This window comes from Arthrobacter sp. TJ-240 (genome assembly GCF_058269195.1).
In genome coordinates this window covers 550,394-565,057 of record NZ_JBZCNG010000003.1, presented here as the reverse complement: position 1 = coordinate 565,057, position 14,664 = coordinate 550,394, and the positions used below count along the sequence as shown (strand labels likewise).

Sequence of the window (14,664 nt, the reverse complement as noted above, 5' to 3'; positions counted from 1 at the left end):
TCCGACATCAACCTCTGGGCCAACGCCCTCAAGGCCTGACCGCGGAGCGGTGACCACTCCACCGCCGTACGCGGCCCGCCGGGCGCGGGCACGTGCGGCACAGACCAGGGCGATGCGCGGAAGGACGACCGTGGACCGGAACAGCGGCACGAGGGATGACCGGTTGGGCAGGGCTGTGGCGAGCCCGTGGCGACAGCTCCTGCCCGGACAGCGCTCCCGGCTCATGGTGTTCGACATCGCCACGCGGTCCTCGACCTGCGTCTTCGAGACCGATGACTTCATCATCGAGGCGCCCAACTGGACGCCCGACGGCGAAGGGCTTCTCTTCAACTGCGACGGCCTCCTGTACCGGACGGCCCCGCGGAAGGACAGCCAGCCGCGCGTGGTGTTCACCGGTGCCGTGAGCGACTCGAACAACGACCACGTGGTCTCCACCGACGGGCGCTTCCTCTACCTGTCCTCCCAGGACGGGCACCTCTACCAGGTGCCGCTCGGGGGAGGAGAGGCGAAGCGCATCACCCGGCCCGACGACGGGCTCGACGCACGCTACCTGCACGGCATCTCGCCCGACGGCGGCACCCTCGTGCACATCGGTGGCCGCCGCCGGCCGGACGGGATGCGCTTCAACATCTACGCCGTGGGCGTCGAGGACGGCGTAACGCGCCAGCTCACCGACTCGGACAGCCCCCACGACGGCGTCGAGTACAGCCCGGACGGGCAGTGGCTCTACTTCAACTCGGAGCGCGGCTCCGAGCTGCCCGGGCACTCGCAGCTGTTCCGCATGCGGACCGACGGCTCCGGCCTGGAGCAGCTGACGACCGACGAGCGCGTCAACTGGTTCCCGCACCCCGCACCCGACGGCGCCAGCCTCGTCTACCTCAGCTACCCGCCGGGCGTGCAGGGCCACCCGGCCAACGAGCGCGTGCTGCTCCGCGTGGCCGACCCGGAGGGGCGGGACGCGTGGGACGCCGTCGCGCTGTTCGGCGGCCAGGGAACCCTGAACGTCAACAGCTGGGCACCCGACAGCAGGCGGTTCGCATACGTCGACTACCCCATGGAGGACGCATGAAGATCATCGCCGCAGACGTCGTCGTCACGAGTCCGTCCCGGAACTTCGTGACGTTGAAGATCACCACGGACGAGGGGCTCACGGGTCTCGGCGATGCGACGCTTAACGGCCGTGAGCTGGCCGTGGCGTCGTATCTCACAGAGCACGTGACGCAACTGCTGATCGGCCGGGATCCGCACCGCATCGAGGACACCTGGCAGTTCCTGTACCGCGGCGCGTACTGGCGGCGGGGGCCGGTCACGATGGCCGCGATCGCCGCCGTCGACATGGCCCTGTGGGACATCAAGGGCAAGGCCGCCGGGATGCCCGTGTACCAGCTGCTCGGCGGCGCGTCGCGGACGGCGCTCCGCACCTACGGGCATGCCTCCGGCCGGGACATCCCTGAACTCTTCGACTCCGTCCGGCAGCACCTCGAGGAGGGCTACAAGTCCATCCGCGTGCAGACCTCCGTGCCCGGTATCAAATCCCTCTACGGGGTCGCGGCGCAGGCCCAGGCCACGGGTGAGCGGTACGACTTCGAACCCGCCGGCCGCGGCGCCCAGCCGACCGAGGAGGACTGGGACACCCGCGCCTATCTGCGGCACATCCCCACCGTGTTCGAGGCCGTCCGGAACGAGTTCGGGCCCGAGCTCCCGCTGCTGCACGACGGCCACCACCGCATGACACCGATCCAGGCCGCGAAGCTCGGGAAGTCCCTGGAGCCCTACGACCTGTTCTGGCTCGAGGACGTGACGCCGGCGGAGAACCAGGAGGCGTTCCGGCTCATCCGCCAGCACACCACCACGCCGCTGGCGGTGGGCGAGGTCTTCAACACGGTCTTCGACTTCCAGACCCTCATCCGTGAGCAGCTCATCGACTACGTGCGGGCGGCGTCCACGCACTTCGGGGGGATCAGCCCGCTGAAGAAGGTCATGGACTACGCCGCCCAGTACCAGATCAGGTCCGGGTTCCACGGGCCCACGGACGTCTCGCCCGTCGGGCTGGCCGCCCAGTCTCACGTGGGCCTGGCGATCCACAACTTCGGGATCCAGGAGTACATGGAGCACAGCGAGAAGACCAACACGGTGTTCGAGCAGTCCATGACCTTCGCCGACGGGTACCTCCACCCGGGGGACAAGCCCGGACTCGGCGTGGAACTCAACGAGGAAGCGGCGGCGTCGTTCCCCTACCAGCAGGCCTACCTGCCCTACAACCGCCTCACCGACGGCACCGTCCACGACTGGTGAGGGCCCGTGCTCCCGGCGTCGGTGCCACACTGGCGTAGGCTGGAATCCTGCGGACACGTTCGCGTCACCTCTGGCGCCGTCCGCGAGGAGGCAGAATTGGTACAGCGCATGTCAGACCCCACCTATCGGGACCAGCAGTGGGAACTACGCTACGATCCGCGGATCGAGGACGTGAACCGGCTGTGCGACACGCTGGCTGAGTCGAAGCCCGGATCGGCGGTCCCCTACATCGACCCGGTGCACGACGTGGACGGTTGCAAGATCGTCAGTCTCTTCTCAAGCCCGGGAGCATCGTTGCCCTCGGGCTTCGTTTCGTTCGAGAACGACGACCCCAGCTCCATCCGCATGGCAGGGATCTATGAGGCCGTGGGCCTGCGACCGGATGCGGTCATGCCGTGGAACGCCTACCCGTGGTACCTGCCGGAAGGCAAGGAGCGGGCACTGACCATGGAGCAGATCGCCGACGGCGTGAAGCCGCTGCTCACGTTCCTGCAGCAGGTGCCCCGCGCCTCCGCCCTCGTGGCCCACGGAGCCGACGCTCACAAGGCCGCACGGCGGCTCATGAAGCTGGAGAACCGGGCCATCGCGAAGCGCGGCTTCAAGATCTACGAGGTCCGGTCCCCGGGCGAGCGCGCCTTCAAGGGGACGCCCGCCAACCAGGAGCAGTGGCTGAAGGACATCCAGTCGGCCTACACGGACGCGATGGGCCGCGCAGGTATCCGGGCCCGCCAGTCCATCTGACCGTCCGGCTCGCCGCGGCTGCAGGCCAGTGGTCCGCCCGCTGCTGAAGCCGCGGCCCTGCCTCCCGGTGGCGGGGGCTACTGGGCCTTGGTAGCCAAGGATCCTGCGCGGCCGAGCGCCAGCCCGCGGAGCGTCGCGGAGATGTCCTCGAGGGACTGCTGTACCCACTCGAAGGCCTCGTCGTCGGCCTGCCGGTCCTCGGCGGCGGGGATGCACCCGCGATGAGCAAGGGCGAGGCGTTCGATGGTCTGCTCGAGGGTGTCGAGGAGTTCGGCCGCTTCGGCGGCGAGCCGATCGGCGTCGGCCTCGGCGTCCTGTGCGGCGCGGGCGCCGGCCACGAGGAGCATGGTCCGGGGAAGGTCTGCGGCGTCGAAGGACGCGGGCGCAGACGGGCACTGTGTACTCATGGGGGACCTTTGCTCGGTCAGGAAAAGCGCCCAGTAGTTGCCATGGGCACACGACATTGTCAAGGATAGTCTGCCACTTGCGGCGGACCGCCCACGCCAGATCCGACGCAAGATTTCCGAAACCCGCTTGCATCGACGGATCGCGGGCGCGTCATCGGGACTCCGGGAGGCTCCCGGCCGTCAGTCCGCTACGGCTCCCGCCTGGTGGTGAGGTAGGTGGAGCCGTCCGGGTTCCGCACCACCGTCCACTGCTGCAGTTCCTCCTGCCGCCGACGGTGCGCCTCGTCGTCGTGGTACACGATGGGGCCCGCGGTGGTGCCCCGGGCAGCGGGGCCGAAGAACATGCGCAGCTTCCCCGTAGCGGTCATGAAGCGCGCGGACAGCGGTTCCTTCTTGCTCATTGCGAGGTCTCTCCTGGTGTCGGGCGGGCGGCGTCCGTACTGCGGGGGGAGCCCGGGAGCTCGGTCCCCGTGGCGCGGATGATGTCGTGCATGGCGCCGTTCAGGGTCTCCACCTGCTCGCGCGTGAGCCCGAGCCGCTCCATCATGGTGACGGGCACCTGGCGCGCCGCGGCGCGGAGGTCGCGGCCCGCCTGCGTGAGGTCCACGGCGAGGGCCCGCTCGTTGCCCTGCACGCGGGTGCGGGTGAGCAGCCCCTGGGATTCGAGTCGCTTCAGCATGGGGGAGAGGGTTGCCGATTCCATGGCGAGCGCCCGGCCGACGTTCCGGACCGTGCGGGGGCTCTCCTCCCACAGGGCGAGCATCACGAGATACTGCGGGTGGGTCAGGTCGAGCCGCTCGAGCACGGGCCGGTAGGCGCCCACCACGCTCCGCGATGCCACGGACAGGGCGAAGCACAGCTGGCGTTCGAGCAGGAGGTTGTCGTCGAGGGTCGTCTCCAAGGTTCTTCCACCTCCAATGGTCAGTGCGCTAATAGTTAGTGTACTCCTGATTGCGCGTTCGGTCTTCCGGCCGACGCGGGCGATGATCCCTCCTGGCGCCTGATGGAGAGACTGGGCATGCGGCGCGAGTCGAGCACGCATGCCGCCTCCCTGCACCGTTCCGGCCGGAGGCTGGACGGGGTGGGATACGGGATCCTGGCCGAGGAGTGGCGCCGACGGGCCGACGGCTAGGACGTGAGTGCGCCGTCGCGCGTGATGGTGCCGTCGGCCGAGCGTTCCCCGACGAGCGTGAGACCACCGGACCGGATCTCATAGGCATAGGTGTCGCCCCTGCCGAGCAGGGGGAGCTCGCGCTGCCGGGGCTGCGGACTGCCCGTCCCGGCCTCGCGGACCGGCCGGCAGAGCGACACGGTGCCGTCCTGGTAGGTCAGGCCCACGACCACCGCAGTGCGGGTCGCCGGATCGGTGTAGGCGTAGTAGCCGCTGGACCGGTCGGGCAGCACGGTGGGCTTCGACGGCAGTCCGCCGGTCTGGTTCGCGAAGGCCACGGCCTCGCAGACGCCGAGCGGGCGGTCCTGAACCTCGGCGCCCTTCCCGAGCGGTGGCGGCGCGTCGCCGCGGGGCACCAGGTTCACGGCGACGACCAGCAGCGCCGCGACACCGGCAGCGAGGTAGGCGGTACGGCGGCGGCGCGCACGCGCCTCCTCCGCGGCGGGGGCGGCGTCCGTCGAGGGGCCGCCGAGGGCGGCGGGCATCCCGGTGGACGCGGTCCCCCGCCGGCCGCCGGGGGTGGGCGCGACCTCGGACGCTTCGTGGTCCCCGAGGTCGACGACGACGACCGGCCCCCGGTCGCCCGTGCCGCGTCCGGGGGGGCCGGGCTTCCCCGGCTTCCTGAGTGCCCGGTCCGGGTCCTGGCCCGGTCTCATCCGGTCACGCGGACTTCCCCGTGGTGAACCGGTAGCCGGTGCCCACGAGCTCCTCGAGGACACTGGCATCCACCGAGGCGAGGGAGGTGAGGTACAGGCACCCGGCGCCCCGCCGGTGCCGGCCGAGGCGCGGCAGCAGGAGCTCCGCCTCCGGTGCGGAGAGCAGCCCGTACAGGGCCTGGGCCGACGCGCGCGGGGAGAAGCCGACGGCCAGGGCGTCACCCTCGTGGCCCGACGCGTACCGGTAGTGGTACTGGCCGAAACCGATCATCGACGGCCCCCACATCACGGCGGTCTCACCCGTGATCCGGCTCATCAGCTCGAGCAACTCCCCGGCGTCCCTGCGGCGCGTCGGATGCGTCACCGTGCTGATGAAGGCTCGGGGGTCCTGCGCCGTCGGCTGCGTGCGGAGTTCAGCCATCACCGACCACCTCTCCCGGGACACGTGCGCCTCCGTACCCCACTGTAGGACCGAATCCGCCGGCCCAGGAGTGTCGGTGCGGACCGATATCCTCGGGGCAAAGCCGCACCGTCGAGAGGTCGTATGCTCCAGGCCAGCAAGTTGCTCCAGATCAGCCGGATCTATGTGGAACCGGCCGCCGCCGAGCTCCCGCGCGGCAAGGAGATCATCGCGCGGTGGCCCGACGCGGACGTCGTCGAGGTCGCCAGCCACTGGCGCATCCCCGAGCTCAGCGGCGACGAGGCGAACGTACGGCGCTGGGTGCGCATCAAGACCGAGGCGCTGATCATCGGCGTCAAGAAGAGCCTCACGGCCAAGCCCAACGGCCGGTCCGCGGACTTCATCGCTCCGTCCACGGCGAACGGCTGTGCCATGGCGTGCGCCTACTGCTACGTGCCCCGCCACAAGGGCTACAGCAACCCCATCACGGTTTTCGCCAATATCGATCAGATCAGCGGGTACCTCGAGCGCCACGTGGCCCGCCAGGGCATCAAGCTGGAGCCCAATCAGTGCGACGAGCACGCATGGGTGTACGACATCGGGGAGAACAGCGACTGCTCCGTGGACGCGCTCGTCAGCGACAACGTCCAGGACCTCGTGAACCTGTACCGGGACCTGCCGACCGCGAAGCTCTCCTTCGCCACCAAGTACGTGAACCGCGACATGCTGGCATGGGACCCGCAGGCGCGCACGCGCGTACGCTTCTCGCTCATGCCCGAGCGGCTCGCGAAGACCGTGGACGTGCGGACCACCCCCGTCAGCGAGCGGATCGCGGCCATCAACGACTTCGTCGAGGCGGGCTACGAGGTGCACGTCAACTTCTCGCCGGTGATCATCACGCCCGGCTGGCAGGCGGACTGGTGCGAGCTCTTCCGGCAGCTCGACGCCGCGCTGTCGCAGGCCGCGAAGCAGCAGCTCGCGGCCGAGGTCATCTTCCTCACGCACAACCAGCAGCTGCACGAGGTCAACCTGGGCTGGCACCCGCAGGCCGAGGAGATCCTGTGGAGGCCGGACCTCCAGGAGACCAAGCAGTCGCAGAACGGCTTCACGAACGTGCGCTACATCGCCTACGAGAAGCGCGGCTACCTCGACCAGTTCCTCCGCCTCGCCGCGGCCGAGCTGCCCTACTGCCGGATCCGCTATGCGTTCTGACCGGGGCGCCGTGCCGCCGGGATCCTCGCCCGGTGCGACTGGGAGGCGCATGAGGACGGATTACCAGGACCCGGCGTGGCATCTCGCACCCGACCTGCCGCGCCCCGTCATCATGGACCAGTTCTGGGCCGACGCGGTGTTCCTGCACTGGCGCATCGACGCCGGTGCCGTCGCGCGCTACATGCCGGCCGGCGTCGTGCCCGACGAGGTGGACGGTTCCTCGTGGGTCGGCCTGATCGGCTTCCGGATGGTCGGCGCCGGGCTCGGCAAGGGCCTGCCCGTGCCCTACTTCGGGTCCTTCACCGAGATCAACGTGCGCCTCTACTCGCGGGGGGCGGACGGCACCCGCGGCGTCGTGTTCGTGACCCTCGACGCCTCACGCCTCGCCGTCGTGCTCGCCGCACGGGCCGGCGGCATCCCCTATGTCTGGTCGAGGTGCGCACCGTCGACGCGCGGTGACGGCGGGCAGCGGGAGTACGGGTACGACGTCGCGCGGTACGGACACCAGGCCGCATCCCGGTTCGCTGCGCGTCCGGACCAGGGGGCGACGGCGGCGGACACGCTGTCGCTGGAACTCACGGCACGCTTCGGCCTGCACAGCACCTTCGGCCGCCGCACCCTCTACATCCCGAACACGCACACCCCGTGGCCGATCCATCCCGCCACGCTGACGGAGCTCGACGACGGGCTGCTGGCCGCCGCGGGGATCCACGTCGAGGGAGCACCCGAATCGGTCCTGTTCTCACCGGGTGTGCAGACGCAGTTCGGGAAGCCCCGCGTGGTCCACCGGTCCTGACGGCCGCCGCGGTCCCGTTTCCTCCGGACCCCGGCACCCGTTCTGCCTCTGCGTCAGCTGACTCCGTTCGGGTCTGCGTCAGCGGCCCCCTGACATGGCGCCCTGACATGGCGCCATGTCATGGCGCCGTGTCATGGCGTCAGCCGAGCACGATGCCCGACGGGCGGATGCTGAGGGACTCGATCGTCGATTCCGGCGTGGCATCGACCGCGAGCCGGACGGCCTTGGCCACCTGGTCCGGCTGGATCCACGCCGCGGGCCGGTAGTCCTTGCCTTCCCAGGCGTGCAGTTCCTCCTGCATGTCGGTGGCGACCCGCCCGGGGTGGATGGAGCTGACCCGCACGCCGTGCGGACGCTCCTCCTCCCGGAGGGCGTCCGTGAACGCTCGCAGCGCGAACTTCGTGCCGCTGTACGCCGCCGAACCCGCTCCCGAGCTGTACCCCGAGCCGCTGTTGATGGTGATCACCTGGCCGCATGCCGCGCGCAGGGCCGGCAGCAGCGCCCGGGTGAGTGCGGCGACCGCGAAGACGTTGACCTCGAAGCTCTCGCGCCAGGCGTCGTCGGACAGCTCCGCCACGGAGCCCATGCGCAGTACCCCTGCCGAGTGGACGAGCACGTCGATCCGGGGGATGCCGGCCACGGCGGCAGCCACCTGGCCGGCGTCGCGCAACTCGGCCGCGAACGGCTCGGCGGACGGGAACGACGACGACAGGTCCGCGAGGGCGCTCAGGTCGCGTCCGCCGAGCAGCAGGTGATGGCTGGAGGCGAGCTCGTCGGCGATGGCGCGGCCGATGCCGCGGGACGCACCGGTGATGAGGGCGACGGGGTTCGAGGACATGCTGCAACCCTAGCAACGCCGACCTGCGGGCGCGCCGGGCGGGCCGCAGGGGCTCCGGGGCGCTCCGTCCCGCCGTCGTTCGCTGCTGTCGCCGCGCGGGACGACTCCTCATTGACATTCGTGGTGCGCGTCACCCATGATCACCGGACAACAAATGTTCACCGGGGGACAACAAGAGGACAGAAGAGGGCTGCATGCCGAACGAGAACCTGACCGACGAGGACGTCCTCGCTGCGGCGACCGCCCTGGTGGATGCCTTCCGGGCCACCGACACCCGCGCCTACTTCGGGTCCTTCGCGGAGGATGCGACGTTCGTGTTCCACACGGAACCTCGCCGGCTGGACAGCAGGGCGGCCTACGAGCAGCTCTGGGCCGGATGGCTCGCCGACGGCTGGCGCGTGACCGGGTGCATCAGCAGCAACCCGCGGGTGCAGCTCCTCGGCGACACGGCCGTGTTCACCCACGACGTCAGGACCACCACCGCCGTCGACGGTGTCTCCGACACCACCCGGGAACGCGAGACGATCGTGTTCCGCCGCTCCGGGACCGCCCTCCGTGCCGTCCACGAGCACCTGAGCCCTGTTCCCGCCGATGCCCCTGAGGAGAGCGCACCATGACCGACACCACCGGCTCGGCGTACCGGCGCCTGTCGAACCACCTCGACAAGAACTCGGACGGCTACGGGCCCCTCCGCGGCACCCTCGGACCCGTGCGCATGGGGATGATCTGGCTGGCGGCGAACCTCGTCGTCACGACCCTGCTGACGGGAACGCTGTTCGTCCCCGGCATCAGCTGGGGTGTCGCAGTGGGCATGATCGTCCTGGGCACGCTGATCGGCGGCTCGGTCCTCGTGCTGGTCGGCAACATGGGCACCCGGACCGGCCTGCCCACGATGTCCCTCACCAAGGGGTCCTTCGGCCTCCGCGGGTCCTTCCTGCCCGTCGCCGCGAACGTGGTGACCCTCATGGGCTGGAGCTGGGTGCAGGCGATGCTCGCCGGGGTCACTGTGAACTTCCTCGTCGAGCAGGCCACCGGCTTCTCGAGCCCCGTCCTGTTCTCGGTCCTGTGCCAGCTTCTCGTGGTGTGCCTGGCGGTCTTCGGCCATACCGGCATCGCGCGCGTCGAACCGTGGCTCGCCCTCGTGATCCTCGCGTTCATGGCGTACGTCTTCACCGTCGCGTTCCTCGCGCACAGCCCGGCCGAGTTCTCCGCCATCCCCCAGGACGCCGCGGCCGGCTGGACACCCGTCGCAGCGCTCGACGTCGTCATCGCGACCGCGATCTCCTGGACCGTCCTGTCCGCGGAGTTCAACCGCCTCGCTCGGACGCAGGCCGCGGGGATCATCGGTTCCGGCATCGGGTACACACTCTCCACCGTGCTCGCCATGACCCTGGGGGCCACCGCCATCGGCTACGTGGTGCTCGAGGGCGGCGAGGCAGTGCCGTTCGATCCGACCGTGCTCGTCGCCGCCTTCGGTGCGCCGGTGGCCGTCGTGATCTTCCTGTCCGTGATGGCCACGAACACCATGGTGGTCTACGGCATGGTGGCCTCCGTGGTGAACATGACGCCCTCACGCAGGATCACGTTCCTGCCGACGGCGATCGTCCTCGGCGCGGTCTCGATCCTCGGATCCACGTGGCTCGCCCTCCTCGACCGGTTCACGTCGTTCCTCACGGTCATCGGGGCGCTGTTCATCCCGGTGTTCGCCATCATGATCGTGGACTACTACCTGGTGCGGTCACGCCACTACGGCCGGGACATCCTGCAGGCCCGGGGCGGGGAGTACTGGTACACCGGCGGCGTCAACGTGGCGGCCGTCCTGGTGTGGCTCACCGGAGCAGGCGCCTCCCTGCTGCTGACCTATGTGGTGCCGAGCCCGATCGGGGCCACCATCCCCACCTTCGTGCTCTCCGCGCTGCTCTACTTCGGCTGGGCGGCGGCCACCCGGCGAATCGACCGGACGCGACGCCCGCACGTCCACCTCCTCCACCTGCCCGAGTCGCGGCCCACGCATGCGGATCACTGATCTCTCCCAGCCCATCCGTACGGGGATGCAGGTGTACCCCGGGGACCCGGAGGTCACCGTGACCACGGTGGCGACCGTCGCGCAGGACGGGTACCAGGTGGCGTCCCTCCACGCCGGATCGCACACCGGGACACACCTCGACGCACCCCTCCACTCGATCCTCGGCGGCGAGTCGGTGGACGGCATCGACCTCGGGCGGCTCGTCGGTCCGGCGCGCATCGTGCAGTGCGGGTCGCCCGCGCCGCACGAGGTCATCAGGTGGTCGTCGGTCGCCGGTCAGCTGCAGGACCTCGACGGGATCGCGATGGTGCTGTTCCGCACCGGATGGTCCGAGCACTTCGGCTCGCCGCGCTACCTCGAGCATCCCGTGCTCGCGGTCGAGGTGGCCGAGGGGCTGCTGGCGGCGGGTATCACGGTGGTCGGCGTCGACACGCTCAACCCGGACTCCACGCTGCGGAACAACGGCGTCCTGCCGTTCCACACCGTGTTCCTCGGGGCGGGCGGGGTGATCGTCGAGAACCTCGCGAACCTCGGCGCCGTGGACTGGGACCGCCCGCTGGTCTCGGTGCTCCCGCTGGCCCTCGCCGGAGCGGACGGCGCACCCGTCCGGGCCGTCGCCATGGAGCCGATCGGCGCATAGCCCGGGCGGCCACGCCCTGCGCGGTCGACGGGAGCCGGCCCGGACGCCCGGCCTCCGAGGGAGGCGGGCGTCCGGGGAGGGGATCAGTCGGTGCTGGAGAGCGTGGCCATCTCCTCGGCCGTGAGCTCGAGCCCGGGGGCCCGTGCCGAGTCCTGGATGCTCTCGGGGCGCGAGGCGCCCGGGATGGGGATGACCGTCGGGGCGAGCGCCAGTTCCCAGGCCAGGCACACCTGCTGCGGGCTGACGCCGTGCCGGTCGGCGATCTCCTGGAACGGCGCGAAGTGCTCCCCGAGCCCGCCGGCCTTCTTGATGCCGCCGAGCGGGCTCCACGGCAGGAAGGCGATGCCGTTCTCGCCGCAGTACCGCAGTTCGTCCTCGCTCGAGCGGAAGGCCGGTGAGAACTGGTTCTGCACGGAGGCGAGCCGTCCCCCGAGGATCTCGTTCGCCTGCCGGATCTGGTCCACGGTGGCGTTGGAGATGCCCGCCATGCGGATCACGCCCTCGTCGAGCAGGTCCCTGAGGGCCCCGACGGAGTCCTCGTAGGGGACCTCGGGATCCGGGCGGTGGTACTGGTAGAGGTCGATCGCGTCCCCGCCGAGGCGCTTGAGGGAGGCCTTGGCCGCCTCCTTGAGGTAGTCGGGGTGGCCGTTCAGCGTCCACGAGCCGTCGCCGGGGCGCAGGTGCCCGCCCTTGGTGGCGACGAGCACTCCGGAGCTGTCCGAGCCGTAGGTGGCCAGGGCTTTCGCGATGAGCAATTCGTTGTGCCCCACCTCGTCGGCGTCCCGGTGGTAGGCGTCCGCCGTGTCGATCAGGGTGATGCCGGCGTCCACCGCTGCGTGGATGGTGCGGATGGAGCGGTCCTCGTCGGGGCGTCCCTCGATGGACATGGGCATGCCGCCCAGACCGAGGGCGCTGACCGGGGTTCCGCCGAGTGTGCGCTGCTGCATTGTCGTTCTCCTTCGGATAGACGTGCCGCCGACATGGTAAGCATGCTTTCGATCTATCCGCGAGTGGAACTCAGGCCCTCCTGGTCCGGTATGAAGAGCCTCCGGACCACGCGGCCCTCGGCGAGCGCGTCGAGGCTCTCGTTGAGATCGGCCAGCGGTCGCGTGTCGGTGTGGAGCAGCTCGACGGGCAGGCGCCCCTGCCGCCAGAGGTCGAGGTACGCCGGGATGTCGCGCTCGGGGACGGCGTCACCCATGTAGGAGCCGAGCAGGCGGTGCCCCAGACCGGCGAACTGTAGAGCCTGCGTGGTGAGCTGCTGGTCCGGGTGCGGCAGTCCCACGGACACGAGCGCGCCGCCGCGGGCGAGCAGCTGCAGGCCGGCGTCCAGGACCCGCGCGCTGCCCACGGCCTCGATCACGACGTCGGCCCCGCCGTCGGTCGCCTCCTGGACGAATGCGGCGGCGTCCTCCGGCGCACATGCCTGCCGGGCGCCGCAGCGCAGGCCGAGTTCCTGCTTCGACGCGAGGGGGTCCACGGCGACCACCGTCGTCCCGGGGACCTGCGCCGCGGCCATCACCGCCATCAGCCCCACCGCGCCCAGGCCGAACACGACGACGGACTGGCCCTCCTGCACCGCGGCGGTGTTCAGTACGGCCCCGATGCCCGTCAGGGCCGCGCAGCCGAACATGGCGGCGATGTCGAACGGCACGTCGTCGTCGATCACCACCACCGACTCCCGGGCCACGACCGCGTAGTCGGCGAAGGCGGACACGCCGAGGTGGTGGTTGATGCGCTCGCCGTCCGCGGTCCTCAGGACGGCGGGACCGTGCAGCAGGTCACCGGTGCTGTTCGCGTCCGCGCCGCGGTAGCAGAGCGCGGGGCGCCCCGCGGAGCACGCCCGGCAGGAGCCGCACGACGGGACGAACACGAGGACCACGCGGTCGCCCGTGCGTACGTCCCCCACACCGTCGCCCACGCGCTCCACGACGCCGGCGGCCTCGTGGCCGAGGGCCATGGGCAGAGGGCGGATCCGGGAGCCGTTGATGACGGACAGGTCCGAGTGGCAGAGGCTGGCCCGGGCGATCCGCACCAGCAGCTCGCCCGGCCGGGGCTCCGGGACGGGGACGGCTTCGAGCGAGAGGGGGTTGCTCCCCGCGTAGGGAGCGGGCAGTGCGGCAGTGCGAAGCACCGCGGCGCGCATCATCGGGCTCATGGCATCCCTTCGTCATGGTCCTACGGATGGCGTCAGTCTAGGGCGGGAGGGCAGGTACAGGCACAATGGATCAAGCGCGCACCAAGGACCGAGGCCGGCATACGACCCCCGAGGAGACCTGCAGCATGGAAGTACCGATCTACGTCTGGACCGCCACGATCATCGGCATCGTGGGACTGCTCCTGTTCGACTTCTTCTTCCACGTCCGGAAGGCGCACACGCCGACGCTCCGCGAGTCCGCCATCTGGTCCTCGATCTACGTGGGCATCGCGCTGCTGTTCGGCGTCGGTGTGCTCGTCTTGGGCGGCCCCACCATGGGCACCGAGTACTTCGCGGGCTACGTCACGGAGAAGGCGCTGTCCGTCGACAACCTCTTCGTGTTCCTCATCATCATGTCGAGCTTCAGGGTGCCGCGGGCGGACCAGCAGAAGGTACTGCTGTTCGGCATCGTCTTCGCGCTCATCGCCCGGACCGGCTTCATCTTCCTGGGCGCCGCGCTGATCAACACCTTCGCCTGGGTGTTCTACATCTTCGGCCTGATCCTGCTGATCACCGCCGGCAACCTGCTCAAGCCCGACGGGCACGACGACGAGGGCGAGAGCCTCATCATCCGGCTCGCCAAGCGTTTCCTGCCGGCCTCCGAGCACTACGACGGCGACAAACTGTTCACCGTCGAGGACGGCAAGCGCGTCCTGACGCCGATGCTGCTGGTCATGGTGGCGATCGGCGGCACCGACATCCTCTTCGCCCTCGACTCCATCCCGGCGATCTTCGGCCTGACGCAGAACACGTTCATCGTGTTCACCGCGACGGCCTTCTCCCTCATGGGCCTGCGCCAGCTGTTCTTCCTCATCGACGGACTGCTGGACCGCCTGATCTACCTGTCCTACGGTCTCGCCGTGATCCTCGGGTTCATCGGCGTGAAGCTCATCCTCCATGCCCTGCACGAGAACAACCTGCCGTTCATCAACAACGGGGAGCACGTCGAGGTCGTCGAGATCAGTACAGGGCTCTCCCTCAGCGTCATCCTCGGCGTGCTGGTCGTGACCGTCCTGGCCTCCGTCCTCAGCCCGAAGGGCCGGGCGAAGAACGCGATCTCCGGCGCCAAGCGCCATGCCGCCGAATACCTCGACCTCAACTACGAGACGGACATCACCGAGCGCGAGAAGATCTACGACAGGCTGTGCGCCGAGGAGCAGGACCTCCGCAAGCTGCCCGAGAAGTACAAGCGCCTCATCCGCAACGAGACGGCGTTCATGGAGATGATCCGCAGGGCGCACGCCGAGCACGACGCCGCCCTCGAGCGGGAACCCGGCCGGTGAGG

The 14,664-nt window shown here is 69.9% G+C and carries 17 protein-coding genes; 9 read left to right on the top strand and 8 right to left on the bottom strand.

From position 1 onward, the window contains the following. Positions 1–130: 130 nt before the first annotated feature. The 3 genes from AC4D2C_RS10955 (at position 131) to AC4D2C_RS10945 (ending at position 3,036) form a co-directional block, all read left to right on the top strand. The gene (locus AC4D2C_RS10955; protein WP_490914782.1) at positions 131–1,069 is read left to right on the top strand and encodes a TolB family protein; all 939 of its coding nucleotides are present in this window, start codon (positions 131–133) and stop codon (positions 1,067–1,069) included. Then, complete coding sequence (gene manD / locus AC4D2C_RS10950) at positions 1,066–2,295, top strand: D-mannonate dehydratase ManD (protein ID WP_490914780.1); 1,230 nt, start codon at positions 1,066–1,068, stop codon at positions 2,293–2,295. The genes AC4D2C_RS10955 and manD overlap by 4 nt, the downstream gene beginning before the upstream one ends. Positions 2,296–2,403: 108 nt before the next feature. After that, positions 2,404–3,036, top strand: a complete 633-nt coding sequence (locus AC4D2C_RS10945) for a uracil-DNA glycosylase family protein (protein WP_334211094.1) — start codon at positions 2,404–2,406, stop codon at positions 3,034–3,036. A gap of 77 nt (positions 3,037–3,113) precedes the next feature. On the opposite strand, the gene AC4D2C_RS10940 is transcribed toward AC4D2C_RS10945, so the two are convergent. The 5 genes from AC4D2C_RS10940 to AC4D2C_RS10920 form a co-directional block, all read right to left on the bottom strand. Next, entirely contained in the window at positions 3,114–3,443 is a 330-nt protein-coding gene (locus tag AC4D2C_RS10940) for a hypothetical protein (RefSeq protein WP_490914778.1), read from the bottom strand. Positions 3,444–3,631: 188 nt separating this feature from the next. After that, positions 3,632–3,844: a hypothetical protein gene (locus tag AC4D2C_RS10935; protein ID WP_490914777.1), complete on the bottom strand. Its 213-nt coding sequence runs from the start codon at positions 3,842–3,844 to the stop codon at positions 3,632–3,634. Beyond that, complete coding sequence (locus AC4D2C_RS10930) at positions 3,841–4,344, bottom strand: MarR family winged helix-turn-helix transcriptional regulator (RefSeq protein WP_490914775.1); 504 nt, start codon at positions 4,342–4,344, stop codon at positions 3,841–3,843. The genes AC4D2C_RS10935 and AC4D2C_RS10930 overlap by 4 nt, the downstream gene beginning before the upstream one ends. A gap of 227 nt (positions 4,345–4,571) precedes the next feature. After that, entirely contained in the window at positions 4,572–5,270 is a 699-nt protein-coding gene (locus AC4D2C_RS10925; protein WP_490914773.1) for a hypothetical protein, read from the bottom strand. 4 nt (positions 5,271–5,274) lie between these two features. Further along, positions 5,275–5,691 (bottom strand): DUF1801 domain-containing protein, encoded by a 417-nt coding sequence (locus AC4D2C_RS10920; RefSeq protein ID WP_490914772.1) that lies wholly within the window; start codon positions 5,689–5,691, stop codon positions 5,275–5,277. Positions 5,692–5,814: 123 nt separating this feature from the next. Between AC4D2C_RS10920 and AC4D2C_RS10915 the strand changes: the two genes are divergently transcribed. Both AC4D2C_RS10915 and AC4D2C_RS10910 read left to right on the top strand, forming a co-directional pair. Beyond that, complete coding sequence (locus AC4D2C_RS10915) at positions 5,815–6,882, top strand: spore photoproduct lyase family protein (RefSeq protein WP_490914770.1); 1,068 nt, start codon at positions 5,815–5,817, stop codon at positions 6,880–6,882. A gap of 49 nt (positions 6,883–6,931) precedes the next feature. After that, positions 6,932–7,678 (top strand): YqjF family protein, encoded by a 747-nt coding sequence (locus AC4D2C_RS10910; RefSeq protein ID WP_490914769.1) that lies wholly within the window; start codon positions 6,932–6,934, stop codon positions 7,676–7,678. Between the two features lie 139 nt (positions 7,679–7,817). On the opposite strand, the gene AC4D2C_RS10905 is transcribed toward AC4D2C_RS10910, so the two are convergent. Next, positions 7,818–8,516: an SDR family oxidoreductase gene (locus AC4D2C_RS10905; RefSeq protein WP_490914767.1), complete on the bottom strand. Its 699-nt coding sequence runs from the start codon at positions 8,514–8,516 to the stop codon at positions 7,818–7,820. Between the two features lie 194 nt (positions 8,517–8,710). Between AC4D2C_RS10905 and AC4D2C_RS10900 the strand changes: the two genes are divergently transcribed. From AC4D2C_RS10900 to AC4D2C_RS10890, 3 genes are read left to right on the top strand one after another with little or no spacing between them, the layout of a single operon-like run. Beyond that, entirely contained in the window at positions 8,711–9,133 is a 423-nt protein-coding gene (locus AC4D2C_RS10900; RefSeq protein ID WP_490914765.1) for a nuclear transport factor 2 family protein, read from the top strand. After that, complete coding sequence (locus AC4D2C_RS10895) at positions 9,130–10,542, top strand: purine-cytosine permease family protein (RefSeq protein WP_490914763.1); 1,413 nt, start codon at positions 9,130–9,132, stop codon at positions 10,540–10,542. Before AC4D2C_RS10900 ends, AC4D2C_RS10895 begins: the two co-directional genes overlap by 4 nt. Then, positions 10,529–11,182: a cyclase family protein gene (locus AC4D2C_RS10890; protein WP_490914761.1), complete on the top strand. Its 654-nt coding sequence runs from the start codon at positions 10,529–10,531 to the stop codon at positions 11,180–11,182. The genes AC4D2C_RS10895 and AC4D2C_RS10890 overlap by 14 nt, the downstream gene beginning before the upstream one ends. Before the next feature lie 83 nt (positions 11,183–11,265). Here AC4D2C_RS10890 and AC4D2C_RS10885 read toward each other — a convergent pair whose 3' ends face one another. Both AC4D2C_RS10885 and AC4D2C_RS10880 read right to left on the bottom strand, forming a co-directional pair. Then, positions 11,266–12,129 carry an aldo/keto reductase gene (locus AC4D2C_RS10885; protein ID WP_490914759.1) on the bottom strand — a complete coding sequence of 288 codons (864 nt, stop codon included), beginning with the start codon at positions 12,127–12,129 and terminating at the stop codon, positions 11,266–11,268. Positions 12,130–12,182: 53 nt separating this feature from the next. Beyond that, entirely contained in the window at positions 12,183–13,328 is a 1,146-nt protein-coding gene (locus AC4D2C_RS10880; RefSeq protein WP_490914818.1) for an alcohol dehydrogenase catalytic domain-containing protein, read from the bottom strand. Between the two features lie 137 nt (positions 13,329–13,465). Between AC4D2C_RS10880 and AC4D2C_RS10875 the strand changes: the two genes are divergently transcribed. Further along, positions 13,466–14,662, top strand: a complete 1,197-nt coding sequence (locus tag AC4D2C_RS10875; RefSeq protein ID WP_490914758.1) for a TerC family protein — start codon at positions 13,466–13,468, stop codon at positions 14,660–14,662. The last annotated feature ends 2 nt before the right edge of the window (positions 14,663–14,664 follow it).

What these genes read in the sequence shown, in the direction of transcription:
- AC4D2C_RS10905 (WP_490914767.1), bottom strand. Translation starts at nt 8,516, where the DNA reads ATGTCCTCGAACCCCGTCGCCCTCATCACCGGTGCGTCCCGCGGCATC.
- manD (WP_490914780.1), top strand. Translation starts at nt 1,066, where the DNA reads ATGAAGATCATCGCCGCAGACGTCGTCGTCACGAGTCCGTCCCGGAAC.
- AC4D2C_RS10880 (WP_490914818.1), bottom strand. Translation starts at nt 13,328, where the DNA reads ATGCGCGCCGCGGTGCTTCGCACTGCCGCACTGCCCGCTCCCTACGCG.
- AC4D2C_RS10920 (WP_490914772.1), bottom strand. Translation starts at nt 5,691, where the DNA reads ATGGCTGAACTCCGCACGCAGCCGACGGCGCAGGACCCCCGAGCCTTC.
- AC4D2C_RS10900 (WP_490914765.1), top strand. Translation starts at nt 8,711, where the DNA reads ATGCCGAACGAGAACCTGACCGACGAGGACGTCCTCGCTGCGGCGACC.
- AC4D2C_RS10935 (WP_490914777.1), bottom strand. Translation starts at nt 3,844, where the DNA reads ATGAGCAAGAAGGAACCGCTGTCCGCGCGCTTCATGACCGCTACGGGG.
- AC4D2C_RS10875 (WP_490914758.1), top strand. Translation starts at nt 13,466, where the DNA reads ATGGAAGTACCGATCTACGTCTGGACCGCCACGATCATCGGCATCGTG.
- AC4D2C_RS10910 (WP_490914769.1), top strand. Translation starts at nt 6,932, where the DNA reads ATGAGGACGGATTACCAGGACCCGGCGTGGCATCTCGCACCCGACCTG.
- AC4D2C_RS10895 (WP_490914763.1), top strand. Translation starts at nt 9,130, where the DNA reads ATGACCGACACCACCGGCTCGGCGTACCGGCGCCTGTCGAACCACCTC.
- AC4D2C_RS10925 (WP_490914773.1), bottom strand. Translation starts at nt 5,270, where the DNA reads ATGAGACCGGGCCAGGACCCGGACCGGGCACTCAGGAAGCCGGGGAAG.
- AC4D2C_RS10885 (WP_490914759.1), bottom strand. Translation starts at nt 12,129, where the DNA reads ATGCAGCAGCGCACACTCGGCGGAACCCCGGTCAGCGCCCTCGGTCTG.
- AC4D2C_RS10945 (WP_334211094.1), top strand. Translation starts at nt 2,404, where the DNA reads ATGTCAGACCCCACCTATCGGGACCAGCAGTGGGAACTACGCTACGAT.
- AC4D2C_RS10915 (WP_490914770.1), top strand. Translation starts at nt 5,815, where the DNA reads ATGCTCCAGGCCAGCAAGTTGCTCCAGATCAGCCGGATCTATGTGGAA.
- AC4D2C_RS10940 (WP_490914778.1), bottom strand. Translation starts at nt 3,443, where the DNA reads ATGAGTACACAGTGCCCGTCTGCGCCCGCGTCCTTCGACGCCGCAGAC.
- AC4D2C_RS10890 (WP_490914761.1), top strand. Translation starts at nt 10,529, where the DNA reads ATGCGGATCACTGATCTCTCCCAGCCCATCCGTACGGGGATGCAGGTG.